General features: G+C 60.9%; 19 protein-coding genes. 10 read left to right on the top strand and 9 right to left on the bottom strand.

What is annotated here, in order from left to right; translation table 11 throughout:
- Positions 1-70 precede the first annotated feature (70 nt).
- Both HBO10_RS09035 and HBO10_RS09030 read left to right on the top strand, forming a co-directional pair.
- Positions 71-361, top strand: a complete 291-nt coding sequence (locus HBO10_RS09035) for a DUF2782 domain-containing protein (RefSeq protein WP_016978788.1) — start codon at positions 71-73, stop codon at positions 359-361.
- Positions 362-417: 56 nt separating this feature from the next.
- Positions 418-1,371: a homoserine kinase gene (locus HBO10_RS09030; RefSeq protein WP_034129235.1), complete on the top strand. Its 954-nt coding sequence runs from the start codon at positions 418-420 to the stop codon at positions 1,369-1,371.
- Positions 1,372-1,478: 107 nt separating this feature from the next.
- Here HBO10_RS09030 and HBO10_RS09025 read toward each other — a convergent pair whose 3' ends face one another.
- Positions 1,479-2,408 carry a zinc ABC transporter substrate-binding protein gene (locus HBO10_RS09025; RefSeq protein WP_034129234.1) on the bottom strand — a complete coding sequence of 310 codons (930 nt, stop codon included), beginning with the start codon at positions 2,406-2,408 and terminating at the stop codon, positions 1,479-1,481.
- 46 nt (positions 2,409-2,454) lie between these two features.
- On the opposite strand from HBO10_RS09025, the gene HBO10_RS09020 reads away from it, so the two are divergent.
- From HBO10_RS09020 to HBO10_RS09005, 4 genes are read left to right on the top strand one after another with little or no spacing between them, the layout of a single operon-like run.
- Entirely contained in the window at positions 2,455-2,949 is a 495-nt protein-coding gene (locus HBO10_RS09020) for a Fur family transcriptional regulator (RefSeq protein ID WP_169921969.1), read from the top strand.
- Positions 2,949-3,719, top strand: coding sequence for a zinc ABC transporter ATP-binding protein ZnuC (gene znuC, locus HBO10_RS09015; protein WP_034129233.1), 771 nt, complete (start codon positions 2,949-2,951; stop codon positions 3,717-3,719). The genes HBO10_RS09020 and znuC overlap by 1 nt, the downstream gene beginning before the upstream one ends.
- A complete protein-coding gene (gene znuB, locus HBO10_RS09010; RefSeq protein WP_034129232.1) occupies positions 3,712-4,500 on the top strand; it encodes a zinc ABC transporter permease subunit ZnuB in 789 nt (262 codons plus the stop codon). The genes znuC and znuB overlap by 8 nt, the downstream gene beginning before the upstream one ends.
- A 37-nt stretch (positions 4,501-4,537) precedes the next feature.
- Complete coding sequence (locus HBO10_RS09005; protein WP_014716334.1) at positions 4,538-5,257, top strand: PA5502 family lipoprotein; 720 nt, start codon at positions 4,538-4,540, stop codon at positions 5,255-5,257.
- An 86-nt stretch (positions 5,258-5,343) separates the two neighbouring features.
- Here HBO10_RS09005 and katE read toward each other — a convergent pair whose 3' ends face one another.
- Entirely contained in the window at positions 5,344-7,485 is a 2,142-nt protein-coding gene (gene katE / locus HBO10_RS09000; RefSeq protein ID WP_034129231.1) for a catalase HPII, read from the bottom strand.
- A gap of 265 nt (positions 7,486-7,750) precedes the next feature.
- Between katE and HBO10_RS08995 the strand changes: the two genes are divergently transcribed.
- From HBO10_RS08995 to HBO10_RS08985, 3 genes are read left to right on the top strand one after another with little or no spacing between them, the layout of a single operon-like run.
- Positions 7,751-8,758, top strand: a complete 1,008-nt coding sequence (locus HBO10_RS08995) for a methionine ABC transporter ATP-binding protein (RefSeq protein WP_034129230.1) — start codon at positions 7,751-7,753, stop codon at positions 8,756-8,758.
- Positions 8,758-9,432 carry a methionine ABC transporter permease gene (locus HBO10_RS08990; protein WP_003187354.1) on the top strand — a complete coding sequence of 225 codons (675 nt, stop codon included), beginning with the start codon at positions 8,758-8,760 and terminating at the stop codon, positions 9,430-9,432. The genes HBO10_RS08995 and HBO10_RS08990 overlap by 1 nt, the downstream gene beginning before the upstream one ends.
- Positions 9,433-9,483: 51 nt before the next feature.
- Positions 9,484-10,254: a MetQ/NlpA family ABC transporter substrate-binding protein gene (locus tag HBO10_RS08985; RefSeq protein ID WP_034129229.1), complete on the top strand. Its 771-nt coding sequence runs from the start codon at positions 9,484-9,486 to the stop codon at positions 10,252-10,254.
- Between the two features lie 129 nt (positions 10,255-10,383).
- Here the strand turns inward: HBO10_RS08985 and HBO10_RS08980 are convergent, their stop codons facing one another.
- From HBO10_RS08980 to HBO10_RS08960, 5 genes are read right to left on the bottom strand one after another with little or no spacing between them, the layout of a single operon-like run.
- Complete coding sequence (locus tag HBO10_RS08980) at positions 10,384-11,019, bottom strand: SCO family protein (RefSeq protein ID WP_034129228.1); 636 nt, start codon at positions 11,017-11,019, stop codon at positions 10,384-10,386.
- Entirely contained in the window at positions 11,016-11,915 is a 900-nt protein-coding gene (gene cyoE, locus HBO10_RS08975) for a heme o synthase (RefSeq protein ID WP_034129227.1), read from the bottom strand. The genes HBO10_RS08980 and cyoE overlap by 4 nt, the downstream gene beginning before the upstream one ends.
- A complete protein-coding gene (locus tag HBO10_RS08970) occupies positions 11,903-12,982 on the bottom strand; it encodes a COX15/CtaA family protein (protein WP_034129226.1) in 1,080 nt (359 codons plus the stop codon). Before HBO10_RS08970 ends, cyoE begins: the two co-directional genes overlap by 13 nt.
- A gap of 10 nt (positions 12,983-12,992) precedes the next feature.
- On the bottom strand, positions 12,993-13,577 hold the full coding sequence (locus HBO10_RS08965; protein WP_034129225.1) for a hypothetical protein: 585 nt from the start codon (positions 13,575-13,577) through the stop codon (positions 12,993-12,995).
- Positions 13,543-14,307, bottom strand: coding sequence for an SURF1 family protein (locus HBO10_RS08960; RefSeq protein ID WP_034129224.1), 765 nt, complete (start codon positions 14,305-14,307; stop codon positions 13,543-13,545). The genes HBO10_RS08965 and HBO10_RS08960 overlap by 35 nt, the downstream gene beginning before the upstream one ends.
- 31 nt (positions 14,308-14,338) lie before the next feature.
- On the opposite strand from HBO10_RS08960, the gene HBO10_RS08955 reads away from it, so the two are divergent.
- The gene (locus HBO10_RS08955) at positions 14,339-14,542 is read left to right on the top strand and encodes a twin transmembrane helix small protein (protein WP_003187345.1); all 204 of its coding nucleotides are present in this window, start codon (positions 14,339-14,341) and stop codon (positions 14,540-14,542) included.
- A 6-nt stretch (positions 14,543-14,548) separates the two neighbouring features.
- Here the strand turns inward: HBO10_RS08955 and HBO10_RS08950 are convergent, their stop codons facing one another.
- Positions 14,549-15,436 (bottom strand): cytochrome c oxidase subunit 3, encoded by an 888-nt coding sequence (locus HBO10_RS08950; RefSeq protein WP_034129223.1) that lies wholly within the window; start codon positions 15,434-15,436, stop codon positions 14,549-14,551.
- A 35-nt stretch (positions 15,437-15,471) separates the two neighbouring features.
- Complete coding sequence (locus tag HBO10_RS08945) at positions 15,472-16,023, bottom strand: cytochrome c oxidase assembly protein (RefSeq protein WP_003187340.1); 552 nt, start codon at positions 16,021-16,023, stop codon at positions 15,472-15,474.
- Between the last annotated feature and the right edge of the window lie 132 nt (positions 16,024-16,155).

Genomic DNA, 16,155 nt, shown 5'->3' with positions numbered 1-16,155 from the left:
AGGATCAACCTTTTCGGCGGGTCAGGCGCTAGAATAGCCGGACCAATGAAAACAAAGGGACAAGGTTATCATGCGTACATTCAATCGCCTGCTGTTGACCGGTTTGATTGCACTCGCTCCGATGGCTGCCATGGCGGCAGACAGTGCCCCTGGAGGTGATCCGGAAGTTACCATTCGCACGGAAGGCGACAAAACCATCCAGGAATACCGCCAAAACGGCTTTCTGTACGCGATCAAGGTCACCCCGAAGGGTGCACCACCGTACTTTCTGGTACGTGCGGACGGCACCGACGCGAACTTCATCCGCTCTGACCAGCCGGATATGCTGATCCCGTCATGGAAGATCTTCGAATGGAAATGATTTCTTAATTTTAACCGGCGCTGCCCACCGCAGCGCCCGTAACGGCAGTTTTAACCATGTCTGTGTTCACCCCCCTGGCTCGGCCTGAGCTGGAAACCTTTCTCGCCCCTTATGGGCTCGGCCGCCTGCTTGATTTCCAGGGGATTGCCGCCGGCAGCGAAAACACCAATTTCTTTATCAGCCTGGAGCAGGGCGAGTTCGTCCTGACCCTGGTTGAGCGTGGCCCGGTGGCAGAAATGCCGTTCTTCATCGAACTGCTCGACGTGCTCCACGACGCCGACCTGCCTGTGCCGTACGCCCTGCGTACCACCGACGGCATCGCTTTGCGCGAACTCAAGGGCAAACCGGCCTTGCTGCAACCGCGCCTGGCGGGCAAGCACATCAAGGAGGCCAATGCACAGCATTGCACCCAGGTTGGCGAACTGCTCGGCCACCTGCACTTGGCCACCCAGGGCGAAAAGGTACTTGAACGCAAGACCGACCGCGGCCTGGAGTGGATGCTCTGCGAGGGCGCGCAACTCATTTCGCACCTGAACGAGGCCCAGCAACGCCTGTTGCGCGATGCGCTGGCCGAGATCGACGCCCACAAGGCCGACATCCTCGGCCTGCCGCGGGCGAATGTGCACGCCGATCTGTTTCGCGATAACGCGATGTTTGAAGGCACGCACCTGACAGGCCTGATCGACTTCTACAACGCCTGTTCGGGGCCGATGCTCTACGACGTGGCCATCGCCTTGAATGACTGGTGCTCGGATGCCGATGGCGTGATTGACGGTCACCGTGCCCGGGCGCTGCTGGGCGCTTACGCGGGGCTACGAGCGTTTACCGCGAAGGAAGCCGAGCTATGGCCGACCATGCTGCGCGTGGCGTGCGTACGGTTCTGGCTGTCCCGGCTGATCGCGGCCGAGTCATTTGCCGGGCAGGATGTGTTGATTCACGACCCGGCTGAGTTCGAGCATCGCCTGGCGCAGCGTCAGCAGGTCACGGTCCACCTGCCGTTCGCCCTTTAAAAGACCGATTCGGTCAATGTGGGAGCTGGCTTGCCTGCAATAGCAGTATCGACTGACACTGCGCTATCGCGGGCAAGCCCACTCCCACAGGGGTTTTGTGTTGCGTGTTAGAGCGACTCCAGGCAACCGGCCAGGTCATTGCCAAGCTTTTCCAGTACCTGCTCATAACCCTGCGCGGTAGCTGGCGTATAGCCACCCAATGCATCCAATTCCGCCAACTTCACCGGCAACCCGGCCACCAGGGTTTCGGCCAAGCGAGGTCGCAACGGCGGCTCGCTGAACACGCAAGTCTTGCCCACTTCCTGCAAACGAGCGCGCATCGCCGCTACGTGCTGCGCGCCCGGCTGCACTTCGGCGGCCACGCTGAACACGCCAGCATGCTTCAAACCGTACGCCTCTTCGAAGTAATCAAAGGCTTCGTGGAACACGAAATAAGGTTTGCCATCAACGCCCGCCAAACGCTGCTTCAGGCGCGCATCCAGCGCGTTCAGGCGTTCTTCGAAGGCCTTCGCATTGCTCTGATAACGCTCGGCATTGGCTGGGTCGGCAGCGCTCAGATCGGCCGCCATCCGAGCGGCGATCACACGTGCATTGACCGTGGACAGCCACAGGTGCGCATCCACACTGCCTGGGCGGTGATCGTGATCATGTTCGTCGGCTTCATCGGCATGAGAGTGGCTATCTTCGCCGAAGACGCGCAGTTTCATGCCTGGTAGGTCTTGCACGGCCACCGTTGGCGCCGTACGGCCTTTGAGCACACGCGGCAAAAACGTTTCCATGTCCGGCCCGATCCAGTACAGCAGGTCCACCGACTGCACACGCCGTACGTCGGATGGGCGCAAAGCGAAGTTATGCGGCGACGCCCCCGGCGGCAGCAATACCTCTGGAACAGCCACGCCGTCCTGCACGGCAGCGGCAATCAGTTGCAAGGGCTTGATGCTCGTCAGCACCTTGACCTCCGCCTGAGCGGCACCGGCAACGAACAAACTGGTGACAAATACGACAAAAACGGGAAAAAGTCGGGACACGATGACCACTCGATGGCGTAGGAACGGGTAACATAATAACGTCTCTATCAAATATCTGTCGCCGCTCATGCCTAAAACACCGCTTGCCAGCCGTCCCCACGACCACTCTCACTGCGTGCACACCGCATTGTCAGAGGCCGACACCCTGTGCGCAAAGAAAGGCTTGCGCCTGACCGCCTTGCGTCGCCGGGTGCTGGAGCTGGTGTGGCAAAGCCACAAGCCTTTGGGCGCGTACGACATTCTCGGCGTCCTCAGCGAGCAGGACGGCCGCCGCGCCGCGCCGCCCACCGTTTACCGTGCGTTGGATTTCCTGCTGGAAAACGGCCTGGTGCACCGTATCGCCTCGCTTAACGCCTTTGTCGGTTGCAACCACCCGGAGCACGCGCATCAGGGCCAGTTCCTGATCTGCCGCGAGTGCCACGCCGCCATTGAGCTTGAACAAAAAAGCATCAGCGACGCCATTATCAAAAGCTCTGCCGACGTCGGCTTCAAGGTCGAAGGGCAAACGGTCGAAGTGGTCGGCCTGTGCGCAGGCTGCCAGGGGGTTTAATGAGCAAAGCGTTAATCCGCCTGGAGCAGGTCGGGGTCACGTTCGCCGGGCAAAACGTGCTGGAGAACATCGCACTGAGCGTGGAACCGGGGCAAATCGTCACCCTGATCGGCCCCAACGGCGCTGGCAAGACCACCTTGGTGCGCGCCGTGCTCGGGCTGCTCAAGCCCCACAGCGGCACGGTTTGGCGCAAGCCCAAGCTGCGCGTGGGCTATATGCCGCAAAAGCTGCATGTGGACCCGACATTGCCGCTCTCCGTATTGCGCTTCCTGCGCCTGGTGCCTGGCGTAGACCGCGCCCGCGCCCAGGCCGCGCTTAAGGAAGTCGGCGCCGAACACGTCATCGACAACCCGGTGCAAAGTATTTCCGGCGGCGAAATGCAGCGCGTGCTGCTGGCCCGCGCCTTGCTGCGCGAGCCCGAGCTGCTGGTACTCGATGAACCCGTGCAAGGTGTCGATGTCGCCGGCCAGGCCGAGCTGTACAGCCTGATCACCCGCCTGCGCGACCGCCATGGTTGCGGCGTGCTGATGGTCTCCCACGACTTGCACCTGGTCATGAGCACCACCGACCAAGTGGTCTGCCTCAACCGCCACGTGTGCTGCTCCGGCCACCCCGAACAGGTCAGTGGCGACCCGGCGTTCGTGGAGCTGTTCGGCAAGAACGCCCAGAGCCTGGCGATCTACCATCACCACCATGACCACGCCCATGACCTGCATGGCGCCGTCGTCGATACCCCCCACGTTCATGGAGATAGCTGCAAGCATGGCTGATTTTCTGCTCTACGCCCTGCTGGCAGGCTTGGCTTTGGCACTGGTGGCGGGCCCATTGGGCTCGTTCGTGGTGTGGCGACGCATGGCCTATTTCGGCGACACCTTGTCCCATGCCGCCTTGCTGGGCGTGGCCATGGGCTTTCTGCTGGATGTAAGCCCGGCCATCGCCGTGACCGTCGGCTGCCTGCTGCTAGCCGTGCTGCTGGTGACCCTGCAGCAACGCCAGCCACTGGCCTCCGACACCCTGCTGGGCATCCTCGCACCCAGCACCTTGTCCCTGGGCCTGGTGGTGCTGAGCTTCATGCATGAAGTGCGCATCGACCTGATGGCCTACCTGTTCGGTGACCTGCTGGCGATCAGCCCGACCGACCTGGCCTGGATCCTCGGCGGCAGCGCTGCGGTGCTGGTGTTGCTGGTGGCCCTGTGGCGCCCGTTGCTGGCGATCACCGTGCATGAAGAACTGGCCAAGGTAGAAGGCTTGCCCGTCGCAGGCCTGCGTATGGCCTTGATGTTGCTCATCGCCGTGGTGATTGCTGTCGCGATGAAGATTGTCGGCGTATTGTTGATCACGTCGCTGCTGATCATTCCAGCCGCCGCTGCCCAGCGCCACGCTCGCTCTCCGGAGCAGATGGCAATTGGCGCCAGCCTCCTGGGGATGCTTGCAGTGTGTGGTGGCCTGGCGCTGTCCTGGTTCAAGGACACACCGGCCGGGCCGTCGATTGTGGTTACGGCGGCCGCCCTGTTTCTGCTGAGTTTTGTCCTGCCCCGCCGAGGGGTGTAGACTTGCTCGCTTTTTGCGCAAATAGAGAGTCGCAGGAATGAAGCCGTTCACCTCCCGTTATCTGCTCCTTGCCGCATTTTCACTGCTGCTGGGCGCCTGCCAAAGTACGCCGCCCGCTGCCCCCCAGGCTCCGGATCCGCGGGCTGCGGCCATCGCGCAGCTGGAACAAAACCTGGCCAGCAGCGAATTGGCCACCGCCGAAGACCAACTGGCTGCATTGCAGGCCCAATCGCCCAACGACCCGGCACTTGAGGCCTACCAGCGTCAATTGGCCGAAGCCTACCTGCAGCGCAGCCAGATCGTGCTGCAAAAAGGCGACGTCAACGCGGCCGCCACGGCCCTGAGCCGTGCCCGCGCTTTGATGCCCAAGGCCCCTGCGCTGACCGGTGGCGTCAACAGCGCCATCAGCCATGCGCGCAAAGCCGAATTGGACCAGGCAGAGGCCGCGTTGAAAGCCGCTGAAGCCAAGCCTGCGGCCAAGGTCATCGACCCGGCAGCGCCGAGCACCACCGTGGCACTGAACCTCGCGGATGTCGAAGACATGCGCCATCAGTTGGACGCCATCGCCACCGACGTGGTGAATTACCAGTGCGATGTCAGCATTCAGGTGCCACGCACCCAGGATTACCCGTGGCTGGCCACGTTATTGACCAAGCGGGTGAAGCGAATTGATTCGGGGTATGACCTGAAGATTCACCGGCAAATCCTGAAACATATTCCGGCGCAGGTTGTGCTGATTCCGCGCAAGGCGGACTAAAAGCATCGCAGGCAAGCCAGCTCCCACATTTGAACAGTGTGAGAGCTGGCTTGCCTGCGATGACGATCTAACAAACAACCGATAAGTTAAGCCGGAATCGCCTTGGATTTCGGCTCACGCTCCCACACTCGATGCTGGGCAATGGCCGCAAAGAAGGCCTTGAACGCCTTGGCATCCGCGCCCACGATCAACCCCGCATCCTCCTCCAGTTTCAGCAGGTCCAGCAACGGCTTCACATCGCTGGCTACCGCAATCGCCTTCAGGTGTTTGTAGGCTTCCAGTACGTAATGCAACGCCACGCCATCACCGCTCAGCGCCTTCACGGACTCTTTGCCACCCGGGATAAACACTGCGTCGAAGGCAATGGACGGCATGCCTTCCATCGAGGCGTCGACCGGCAGCGTCTTGCCCTGCGCGGTGGTCACCGGCGCCGAAGTAGGCCCCAGCAACTTGGCATGGGCGCCTTCAGCTTCCAGCGCGGCTTTTAACGCGTCAATGGCCGCACCATCAACGCCGTTGGCTGCCAGAATCGCCACTTTGCGCGTTTTGATATTGCCCGACAGCAAGTTCACCTGGCTCAAGGCAGGCGATTCTTTCAACGACGTTTCACGGGCTGGCACGGTGCCCTTGGTCGGCGCCGGCAAGCCCAGGTTCTGCGCAACGCGCTTGGCCAGCTCCAAGTCGATATTGGCCAGAATCTCGTTGACCTGGCGCGCACGGATGAATTCGCGCTCCACCTTGCCCAGTTCGAAGCTATAGGCCGCGATGATGTGCTCTTTCTCGTGGTGGCTCATGCTGTTGTAGAACAGCGTCGCCTGGGAGAAATGGTCACCGAAGGATTCGCTGCGCTCACGCACTTTGTTGGCATCGACGCGCTCGTAGTAGGACTCAAAGCCACCATCGGTAGGACCGGCAGGGGTTTCTTTCGGCCAACCACCATCAATAGAGTTTGGCTCGTAGGACGCACGCCCCTTATCAATCACGGTGCGATGCTGAGCGTCGCGCTGGCCGTTATGGAAAGGCACGACAGGCCGGTTGATTGGAATCTCATGAAAGTTCGGCCCGCCCAGTCGGCTGATCTGGGTATCGGTGTAGGAAAACAGCCGGCCCTGCAGCAATGGGTCGTTGGTAAAATCGATGCCCGGCACGATGTGGCCCGGGCAGAACGCAACCTGCTCGACTTCAGCGAAGAAGTTGTCCGGGTTACGGTTGAGCACCATTTTGCCCAGCGGCGTGATCGGTACCAGTTCTTCTGGAATGATCTTGGTCGGGTCGAGCAAGTCGAAATCAAACTTGTGCTCGTCTTCTTCGGCCACGATCTGTACGCCCAGCTCCCACTCGGGGTAATCGCCGCTTTCAATCGCTTCCCACAGGTCACGACGGTGGTAGTCCGTATCTTTACCGGCCAGCTTTTGCGCCTCATCCCATACTAGCGAGCAGGTGCCGACTTTTGGGCGCCAGTGGAATTTCACGAAGCTGGACTTACCTTCGGTATTGATCAAACGGAAGGTGTGCACCCCAAAGCCCTGCATGGCGCGCAAGCTTTTTGGAATGGCGCGGTCGGACATGGCCCAGATCACCATGTGCGCGGATTCCGGTTGCAGCGAGACAAAGTCCCAGAACGTATCGTGGGCCGAACCTCCGGTAGGAATCTCGTTATGAGGCTCGGGTTTCACCGCGTGGACGAAGTCAGGAAATTTGATCGCATCCTGGATGAAGAACACCGGCATGTTGTTGCCCACCAGGTCGAAGTTGCCTTCGTCGGTGAAGAACTTCACGGCAAAACCGCGCACGTCACGCACGGTGTCGCCGGAACCACGCGGGCCCTGCACCGTGGAAAAACGTGCGAACACCGGGGTCTTATGCTCAGGCGTGCGCAGGAAACCTGCCTTGGTCAGCGCCGAATGGTCGCCGTAACTCTGGAAATAGCCATGGGCCCCCGTACCACGGGCATGCACGATGCGCTCGGGGATACGCTCATGGTCAAAGTGCGTGATCTTTTCACGCATGATGAAGTCTTCCAGCAGCGAAGGGCCGCGGGCGCCGACTTTCAGGCTGTTTTGGTTGTCGGAAATCTTCACGCCCTGGTTGGTGCGCAGGGCCTGGCCGGTCGCGTCGGAACGGAATTCTTCCAACGCCTGCAGCTTGGCGTTGGTGTTGCCACGGTCCAGGGTATCAGTGCCCGCGAGTTCACTCTTCGGCGGGGTGGCTGGCTTCTTGGTACTCATCAGTCAAAACTCCTTATTCAAAGTGGCCAGAGCGGTCCCCGGCTCGTTTGAGCAAAACCCCAGGCACGGCACCTGGGAAATCGAGTTGCTTAAGTAGTGACTGACTTGGTTTTGCACCGTTCCTTTTTTATGACCTTTGATCGCGTTATTGCCAAATGACTGGATGAATACGAAATAAATGCTAAGAAACGCTATACGGACAGGCTAAAATGCGCGCCCGGCTAACCGCTGATCCCTTTTCAATGCGCCCCACAAGGTTCGCTACGTGATCGAGTTTCAAAACGTCCATAAAACCTACCGCGTCGCCGGTAAGGATATCCCCGCCCTGCACCCCACCAGCCTGCGCGTCGAGAACGGCCAGGTGTTTGGCCTGATTGGCCACTCGGGTGCCGGTAAAAGCACCCTGTTGCGCCTGATCAACCGTCTGGAAGAGCCCAGTGGCGGCCAGATCAAGGTGGATGGCGAAGAAGTCACTGCGCTGGACGCCAACGGCCTGCGGCGCTTTCGCCAGCAGGTCGGGATGATCTTCCAGCACTTCAACTTGCTGGCGTCCAAGACCGTGGCCGACAACGTCGCGCTGCCGCTGACGCTCGCCGGTGAACTGTCGCGCAAGGAAATCGACCAGCGTGTGGCTGAGCTGCTCGCCCGCGTCGGCTTGTCGGACCACGCCAAGAAGTACCCGGCGCAGTTGTCCGGCGGCCAGAAACAGCGCGTCGGCATCGCCCGAGCCCTGGCGACCAAGCCAAAAATCCTGCTTTGTGACGAAGCCACCAGCGCCCTCGACCCGCAAACCACGGCGTCGGTCCTGCAACTGCTGGCCGAGATCAACCGCGAGTTGAACCTGACCATCGTGTTGATCACCCATGAAATGGACGTGATCCGCCGCGTATGCGACCAGGTAGCCGTCATGGACGCCGGGGTAATCGTCGAGCAAGGCTCGGTGGCCGACGTGTTCCTGCACCCCAAGCACCCGACCACCAAGCGCTTCGTACAAGAAGCCGAACAGGTGGACGAAGGCGAGCAGCGCGACGACTTTGCCCATGTGCCAGGCCGTATCGTGCGCCTGACGTTCCAAGGGGACGCGACCTACGCGCCACTGCTGGGTACCGTCGCACGGGAAACCGGTGTGGACTACAGCATTCTTGCCGGTCGTATCGACCGCATCAAAGACATCCCTTACGGGCAACTGACCCTCGCCGTCACCGGCGGTGACATGGAAGCCGCGTTCGCACGCTTCACCGCCGCCGACGTTCACATGGAGGTCCTGCGCTGATGGACGTTTTCCTGAGTTTCTTCGCCAATATCGACTGGTCTGAAATCTGGCTCGCCACCGGCGACACCATGACCATGCTGTTCGGCTCGCTGTTCTTCACCGTGCTACTGGGGCTGCCCCTGGGCGTGCTGTTGTTCCTGACCAGCCCGCGCCAGCTATTCGAACAAAAAGGCCTGTACGCGCTGTTGTCGCTGATCGTGAATATCTTGCGCTCGCTGCCGTTCATCATCCTGTTGATCGTGATGATTCCGTTCACGGTACTGATCACCGGCACGTCGCTGGGTGTTGCCGGTGCGATCCCACCGTTGGTCGTCGGCGCTACGCCATTCTTTGCGCGCCTGGTGGAAACCGCACTGCGCGAAGTGGACCGTGGCATCATCGAAGCCACCCAGGCCATGGGCGCCACCACCCGCCAGATCATCACCAATGCCCTATTGCCCGAGGCCCGCCCTGGCATCTTCGCGGCGATTACGGTGACGGCTATTACACTGGTTTCCTACACCGCGATGGCTGGTGTGGTCGGTGCTGGCGGCCTGGGCGACCTGGCAATCCGTTTTGGCTACCAGCGCTTCCAGACCGATGTGATGGTGGTCACTGTGGTGATGCTGTTGATTCTGGTGCAAATTCTGCAAACCGTCGGCGACCGGCTGGTGGTGCACTTTTCTCGTAAATAACGGCCATTGCCGGCGTGCAGCCGGCAGATGCCCGAACAAGGAGCTTGCTGGATGAAAAAACTACTGGTTGCTTTCGCCGCCGTGGCTGCGTTTTCCGCCCACGCCGAGACTATTACGGTCGCTGCTTCGCCGGTGCCTCACGCCGAAATCCTCGAATTCGTGAAGCCTGCCCTGGCCAAAGAAGGCGTGGACCTGAAGGTCAAAGTCTTCACCGACTATGTGCAGCCGAACGTACAGGTGGCTGAAAAGCGCCTGGATGCCAACTTCTTCCAGCACCAGCCGTACCTGGATGAATTCAACAAAGCCAAAGGCACTCACCTAGTGAGCGTCGGCGCTGTGCACCTGGAACCTCTGGGCGCTTACTCCAGCAAGTACAAAAAACTGGCCGACCTGCCTGACGGCGCCAACGTGGTGATCCCGAACGACGCCACCAACGGCGGCCGTGCGCTGTTGCTGCTGGCCAAGAACGGCCTGATCATCCTGAAGGACCCGACCAACATCCTGTCGACCATCAAGGACATCACCGGCAACGATAAAAACCTGAAATTCCGCGAACTGGAAGCCGCCACCTTGCCGCGCGTGCTGACCCAGGTCGATCTGGCGCTGATCAACACCAACTACGCCCTGGAAGCCAAGCTGGACCCATCCAAGGATGCCCTGGTGATCGAAGGCAGCGATTCGCCTTACGTGAACATCCTGGTAACCCGCCAAGACAACAAGGATGCGGACGCGGTGAAGAAGCTGGTCGCAGCTCTGCACACGCCTGAAGTGAAGAAATTCATCGAAGAGAAGTACAAAGGCGCGATCAAACCGGCGTTCTGATTTCTCCTGATCTGATCGTTCCCACGCTCCGCGTGGGAACGCCTCTTGTGACGCTCTGCGTCACGCTTGGGGACGCAGAGCGTCCCTAACTGCATTCCCACGCAGAGCGTTGGAACGATCATCAGGTGCTCACTTGCGCTGAAGCAACCCCGGCAACTGCGCCACCAGCTTCTGGTTGTTCAATGGCGCACGAATAAACCCACGCTGAGTACCATCCGGGCCGATCAGTGCCAGGTTACCGCTGTGGTCGACGGTGTAGTTCGGCTTGCTGGTATCCGCCGGAATGAAGGGAATGCTCACCGCATTCGAAACCTTCTGTACATCCTCCACATTCGCGCCAGTCAGGCCTTGGAACTGTGGGTCGAAGTAACCCAGGTACTGCTTGAGCTGCGCCGGGGTATCGCGGTTCGGATCGACGCTCACCAGGATCACCTGCAACTTATCCACAGCCTCTTTGGGCAGTTCGCTCTTGATCTGGCGAAGCTGGGCGAGGGTGGTCGGGCAGATATCCGGGCAGAAGGTGTAACCGAAAAACAGCAGGCTCCACTTGCCCTTCAACTCATTGACCACCACCGGCTGGCCTTCCTGGTCGGTCATGGCCACCGCTGGCAACTGGCGGCTTTGCGGCAGCAGAATGATGCCAGCGTCGATCAGCGCAGTGGGATCGCCCTGGCCTTTGCCCGAGAGCACTTTGTTGACGGTCAGGCCCATAATCAACGCCACCAGGGCCACGAGGATGAAGACGGTTTTTTGAGTTCGAGTCATAGGTTCAACAATAAGTAGTGGTCTACGAGCAGGGCGATAAACAGCAGCAGCAAGTACCAGATAGAGTACTTGAACGTGTTGATCGCCGCGTGCGGCTGGCTGCCACGGTACAACACCCAGGCCCATTGCAGAAAGCGCGCACCCAATACCAGCGCAAAGCCCAAGTAGAGCAGCCCGCTCATGTGGATAACGTAGGGCATCAGGCTCACCGCCAGCAGGGCGAAGGTGTACAGCAGGATATGCACCTTGGTGTAGTGCTCGCCATGGGTGACCGGCAGCATCGGGATGTCGGCCATGGCGTATTCCTCTTTGCGGTGAATAGCCAGGGCCCAGAAGTGTGGCGGAGTCCAGGCGAAGATGATCAGCACCAGCAGCAAGGGCTCGGCACTCACATGCCCAGTGACAGCCACCCAACCCAGCAGCGGCGGCGCCGCACCGGCCAGACCGCCGATGACAATATTCTGCGGCGTCGCTCGCTTGAGAAAGCCGGTGTAGATCACCGCATAACCCAGCAGCGAAGCCAAGGTCAACCAGGCCGCCAGCGGGTTGGTGAACGCCAGCAGCAGGGCCAATCCTGCAATCGCCAGGAACAACGCAAACGCTAACGCCGCCATCGGCGAGACACGCCCCTCAGCCATCGGCCGCTTGTGAGTGCGCGCCATCACGGCATCAATCCGTCGATCCACTACATGATTGACCGCCGCCGCGCCGCCGGCACACAGGGCAATGCCGAGGTTGCCGAACACCAGCACTGTCCAGGGCACCCCGGCGCGGGTGGCAAGGAACATGCCCACCAGCGAAGTAATCAGCATCAGCACCACTACTTTGGGCTTGGTCAGCTCCAAATAGTCACGCCAGATCGCCCGGTCGCGACGTGCGCCGATCACGGTCGCCATGGCAGCTCTCCTTTAAGGGTGATAAGGCCCGACACCTGTTTGCGCGGGATAAAACGCCAGCCGAACAGCCGCGGGTGACGCACCCGAACCAGGCTGGTGCGCGCGTGATAATTGACCAGCACCAGCGTCATCAACAACGTTGCCCCGCCAGCGTTGTGCGCGACCGCCACCGGCAGCGGCAGGCCGAACGCCACATTGCTCACCCCCAGGCAGATCTGCGCAGCCAGGGCGATCAACAGCAGGCCGGCCAGGCGCGTCATCCCTACTGCTCGCAGTTGCCAGGCCAAACCGAGCAGCACGAGCGTGACCAGCACGGCGCCGATGCGATGCGTCAGGTGGATGGCAGTGCGCGCTTCGCTGTCGAGCTGGCCCCCCAGGTAATTGGGGCCGATGTGCTGGGTCAGGTGAAAACCATTGGCGAAGTCTGCCGTCGGCCACCATTGGCCATGACAGGTGGGCAAATCGACACAGGCCACCGCCGCGTAGTTGGAACTGACCCAGCCGCCCAGGGCGATCTGCCCGATCACCAGCACCAGGCCCGCCGTCGCCCAATATTGCAGGCGCTTGGGCACGACCAGCGCCGGCAATACGCCGGACAGCCGCAGGGTCAGCAGAAACAGCAGGCTCAAGGTCGCAAAGCCGCCCAAAAGATGCCCTGTGACCACTTGCGGCCAGAGCTTCAAGGTCACGGTCCACATGCCAAACGCCGCTTGGGCGAACACCACCGCCAGCAGGAACAGCGGCAGCTTCACCGGCTGGCCCGGATCGCGTCGATGACGCCACGAACGCGCCGCCAGCAGCGCGATCAACAGGCCCAGGCTGCCCGCGAAGTAGCGATGGGTCATCTCGGCCCAGCCTTTGTCGGCCTCCACCGGCGTGTCGGGAAAGTGCAACTCGGCATGGGCCAGTTGGGCTTCGCTTTGCGGCACGCTGATAAAGCCATAGCAGCCCGGCCAGTCCGGACAGCCGAGGCCGGCGTGGGTCAGGCGGGTATAGGCACCGAGCAGCACGACAAACAACGCCAGTAACGTGGCAAACAGCGCGAGGCGAAATCCAGGCTTGGCCATGAGGGTGCCCTTATCCGATGTTCGACAGTTTCAGCAGCAAGCGCAGATCGTTGAGCAAGTCCTTGCCCTTGACCTTGGCGTCGTAGCGCAGCACCAGATTGCCGTGGGGGTCGACGATCCACAGTTGCGCATCGCCGGGCGCGGCAGCGTTCCTGGTAAAGGACGACACATCCAGCGGGTAGCGCTGCAGCTGTGGATATTCGGCTTTGAGCTTGGCCTCGTATTCGCCGCTCAACGGTTGCGCACCCGCCAGGGCATGGCTGGCACGGGATGCATCACGGCCAAGGCTGATCTGCAGCTGGCGCGCCAGGTAGACCAGTTGCTGGCAATTGGCAGCACAGGCGGTGGGGGCGGTGACCAGCAGTTGCCAGCGCTGTTCATCGGCCTGCACGCCGATGTCGGCGCGGGTCTGGCCGTTGCCAATCAGTTCGCCGTGATAGCTGCGGCTGTCCGGCACCCAGAACTGCAATTTGTACATGAAGGTGGCCAGCACCATCGGGCCGATCACCATCATCAGGATCAAAATCAGCTGCCAGCGCCCCTTGCGCCGATCAGGCGTGTCAGATGTGCTGGGTGGATTCATGGCCGCTCCCATGGGGCTTCTCCTTTTTGTTATGCCATCCGAGGTAGAGGTAAAGCGCCAGCAACGCCATGGCCATGGCGAACCATTGCACAGCGTAGGCCAGGTGTTTTTCCGGGCCCATGGCGACGACGGGCCAGCTGGTTTCGTAGGTACCGGGGCCCGCTTCGGCGCGCAGTTCATAGTCAAAACCGCTGCGCCCCAGTTCGTCCCACAGGGCGGCGGGGTGCAGTGCGGTAAGCAGGCGCGGCCATTGCGTGCTGGCCGGGTCGGCATGCAGTTGGAAGGTCTCGCCTGGGGCGACGTACACCCAGGCGTCGAGGTTCAGCGTCTGTTCAGGAGTAGTAAAGGCGGGCGCGATACGCCGGTCCGGCCAAGGCAGCCAGCCGCGATTGAGCAACAGCCACAGGCCGCTGGCCTGATCATGAAAGGGTTGCAGCAACTCGACACCGGCCTTGCCGTCACGCATGCGGTTATCCAGCAATACGCTGTGTTCACCATCCAGTTGCCCGCGAAGGTGAACACGACGGAAGGCTGGATCAGCCATGTCATTAAGTTGCGCACTGCTGACCGGCTCGGCGGCGCGGCGCTCGGCATAACGGTCTACCAACAGTTGCTTTTCGTGCCCGCGGGACAATTGCCAAAACCCCAGGCCCACCATCAACGGCAGCAACACCAGTACCACCAGCGTCGGCGCGATGCCCGGACGAAAGCGTTGCATGGCACTGGCTATACTCGATCTCATCGCCCCTCCCCAATTAGCCCGGAGCCAGACCATGCTCAAAGCCGCCATTGCCCTGATGCTGATCGCGACCGTGGTGAGCCTGTTCAGTGGCTTGTTCTTCCTGGTCAAGGACGAGGGCAACTCCAACCGCCTCGTCACTGCCTTGACCGTGCGTGTCACCCTGGCCGTGATCACCGTGGGCTTGATCGCCTGGGGCTTTTTCAGCGGCCAATTGGTCTCTCATGCGCCGTGGTAAGCGGCGTCAGAGCACATAGACAAAGAAAAACAGCCCGATCCACACCACGTCCACAAAGTGCCAATACCAACTGGCCGCCTCAAAACCGAACTGGTGCTCGGCATTGAAATGCCCGCGCAGGATACGCATCAGCATCACAAACAGAATGATGGTGCCGATGGTCACGTGGGCGCCGTGAAAGCCCGTGAGCATGAAGAACGTCGCGCCGTACACCCCCGAACCCAAGGTAAGGCCCAACTCTTTGTAGGCGTGGATGTATTCCTCGGCCTGGAACCCAAGAAACGCCAAGCCCAGCAGCACGGTGATCGCCAGCCAGAGTTTCAGCGCACCACGATGGCCTTTGCGCAGGGCATGGTGGGCAATGGTGATGGTCACGCTGGAACTCACCAGCAGGATGGTGTTCACCAATGGCAGGCCCCAGGGGCTGATGGTGCCTTTGGGCGCAGGGTAGAGCTTGGGGTCGGGGTTGTTCAGCAGGGGCCAGGCAAACTCGAAGTTCGGCCACAGCATGTGCGCAATGCCCTTGGGCCCCTCGCCCGCCAACCAAGGCCCGGCCCAGACACGCACGTAGAACAGCGCACCAAAAAAGGCGATGAAGAACATCACCTCCGAAAAGATGAACCAGGTCATGCCCCAGCGGAACGAGCGGTCCATCTGGGCGCTGTACAGCCCAGCACGACTTTCCTTGATCACTGCGCCAAACCAGCCAAACAGCATGTAGGCCAGCAGCAAACCGCCGACGAAAAAGATCCACGGCCCGTGGGATTCAGGGCGCGCGGCCTTCAAGTCGTTGAACCACACGGCCAGGCCATACACGGTGACCAGCAGGCCAATCGTGGCAATTATTGGCCATTTGCTTTGCGTTGGTACGTAGTACGTATCATGAGTCGACATGTATTCGCTCTCCTGATTGAGGGGGCAAACAGTAGCTAGCCCCCGGTCCTGACGGCCACGGGCGGCTGGCGCGCAGTGATATCGAACAGCGTGTACGCCAGGGTCAAATGCTTCACATCCTTGGGCATCGCGCGGTCGACGATGAAACGTACGGGCATCTCAATGCGCTCACCGGGCTGCAACACTTGCTGGGTGAAGCAGAAGCATTCGGTCTTGTGGAAGTACATCGCCGCTTCGGCCGGGGAAATGCTGGGTATCGCCTGGGCGGTCATCGGCTTATCGGTGGGGTTGTAGGCCACGAACAGCATCTCGTTGACTGCACCGGGGTTGACCACAATCTCATCGGCCTTGGAGTGGAATTCCCAGACCATGTCGATGGCGTTGGTGGACAGAAACTGCACCCGCACCTGGCGCGAGGGGTCAACCATTTGCTCACCCTCGTACTGCCCGGCGGTCTTGCCGTTGATGCCGAACGCCTTGCACATCACGTCGTAGATCGGCACCAGGGCGAAGCCAAAGGCGAACATCGCCAGCACTAGGATCAGCAGGCGGGTGACCAGGCGCTTGAGCGGGACGGAGTCAGCCATGGCGCCCACCTGGCTTTGGACTTTCTGTGGGAGCTGGCTTGCCTGCGATGAGGGCCTGAGGGCTGGTAGATTCAGCGCCTGACCTAGCGCCATCGCGGGCAAGCCCGCTCCCACAGGGGGAGTATAGGGAGG

Source organism: Pseudomonas sp. WS 5503, assembly GCF_012985385.1.
GTDB lineage: Bacteria > Pseudomonadota > Gammaproteobacteria > Pseudomonadales > Pseudomonadaceae > Aquipseudomonas > Aquipseudomonas paracarnis.
This window is presented reverse-complemented; position numbering and strand designations above follow the sequence as displayed.